2 protein-coding genes are annotated in these 1,980 nt (G+C 36.3%); both read right to left on the minus strand.

The genetic code is table 11. The features are described 5' to 3' along the window. On the minus strand, positions 1-1,333 hold a 1,333-nt coding region (locus T488_RS19580; RefSeq protein WP_242838312.1), incomplete at its 3' end, for a condensation domain-containing protein. A gap of 11 nt (positions 1,334-1,344) precedes the next feature. After that, a partial coding sequence (locus tag T488_RS17240; RefSeq protein WP_037297445.1) for a condensation domain-containing protein occupies positions 1,345-1,980 on the minus strand: 636 nt, incomplete at its 5' end.

Consider the following 1,980-nt stretch of genomic DNA (forward strand, 5'->3'; position numbering starts at 1 on the left):
TACCGTTGGGATTTTCAGCCATCTCTCTACAGATCTTAAGCAGTCTGTCCATGATAAGCCTGATCTCATTATCACAGTATTTATTCGGATCATACATTATCTTGAAGCTAAGTCTGCCATTTTTTATAAATCCTGAAATCGTAATTCCGTAATTGGTCTGTTCTCGTGCGCTTTCTACTTTTATCGTACTGTCTGCATTTTCTGCATCTTTAACAGCACCTGATGCATAGTTTTCAAATACATAAAGCACCTTGATAAGCTCTGATCCCTGTGCAGTTTTGCTCTGTATGTCTGCAAGTGAGCAATAATCATAATTTGTACTTTCTGTTCCCTTTTCCTGTTGGGTTTTTATCAGCTCAGAAACGGTTGTTTTTTCATCTATGATTACTCTGACAGGTATTGTATTTACAAAGAGACCTACCATATCTTCTATGCCGTTAATGGGTGCATTCCTTCCTGATACTACCTTGCCAAATACAACATCTTTGCTTCCTGAATATTTCTGAAGCAGTATTCCCACTGCGATCTCTGCTGCTACATTTATTGTCGCTTCATTTTTTTCTGTTATCTTTCTGATCTTTTCTGTTGTATCTGCATCTGTTTCTCCTTCAAGCTCCCTCATCTGGTCTTCTGTGGGCTCTGGTTCGCTCATTGCCTTTATATCTGCATCGCTGTCATAGCCCTCAAGCTCATTCTCCCAGTATTCTAACGCTTTCGTTTGATCCTGTCTTTGAAGCCATTTTATATATTCAGAATAATTGTGACTGTTGTTTTTTTCAGCATTTATTTCCTGCAAAATACTTTCAAATAATTCACCTTTTTCAAGCCTTGCATAATAATATAAAAACTTTTCAAATAGAACGCTTGTACACCAGCCATCTATAATTATATGGTGCAATGTAAATACTAATTTAGATTTGTCATTCAGTTTCACATATTTTACTCTTATCAAGGAGTCTTTACGCAGATCAAAACCACGTTCAACATCCTTATGCAGCAATTCTGCAAAATCCTTTTTTACCTTTGTTTCACATGAATCTGACCAATTAAGAAATGAAATATCAGGCTCCTTGTCTCTTAAAACTATCTGACGAGGTTTTTCAATTTTTTCGTAGAAGAAATTTGTTCTCAGTACTGAATACTTTTTAAGCAAGAGTTTCAGAGCTTCACACAGATATTCTTCCTGTAACACAGTTTCAATTGCAAATGCCGTCTGAACTACATATGCAGAAGAGCAACCATTTATAATATTATGAAATAGCATTCCTTCCTGTAAAGGGGAAAGAGGAAATACATCTTCTATATTATTATTGACTACTTTCGAATTTTTCATTTTATCCTCCATTAAATACTATAAAACTCGTTTAACAAGTCCATATCTTCATAACTCAGATTCTCATCCGTTAAATCAGAAATTGTTTGTGAATCAGTATTCTGTTCACCCAATACCATGACTAATTCCGTAACAGCCTTTTCAAATTCATTTTTCAATCTATCAATAAAATCCTGACTGAATTTCTTCGAACTGCTTAATATATTGAATATAAGTTTCGCATTGGTTACACCGCCGTTTATTGTTATATCATCAGGCAGTATATTTTCACCGGAAATAGATTCACCACAAGAATATAATACAGACTGACCGTTGTATTCCTTTCCAAAATCGCCAATATAGTTGAAACATATATCAGGACTCACACTGTGATCTGAGAATCCATAGCCCATTCCATTTTCGGGAACTCCTCTTAAAGAATCCTTTGCAGAAATTATCGAAGTATCATTGTCCTCACTGACATCAACACTAACCGCGTAGATATTTGTGAACCAGCCTACTGTACGGTCTATCAGAACAGATTCGTGAAGTTCTTCCCTGCCGTGACCTTCAAGCTTTATTGCAAGTTTTTTCTGTCCGGTTATTCTTCCGACTGCCCTTGCAAGTCCGGCTATCAGTACCTCATCGATCTTTGCTCCATACGCATT

It is taken from the genome of Ruminococcus flavefaciens ND2009 (genome assembly GCF_000621785.1).
GTDB classification, from domain to species: Bacteria; Bacillota; Clostridia; order Oscillospirales; family Ruminococcaceae; genus Ruminococcus; species Ruminococcus flavefaciens_C.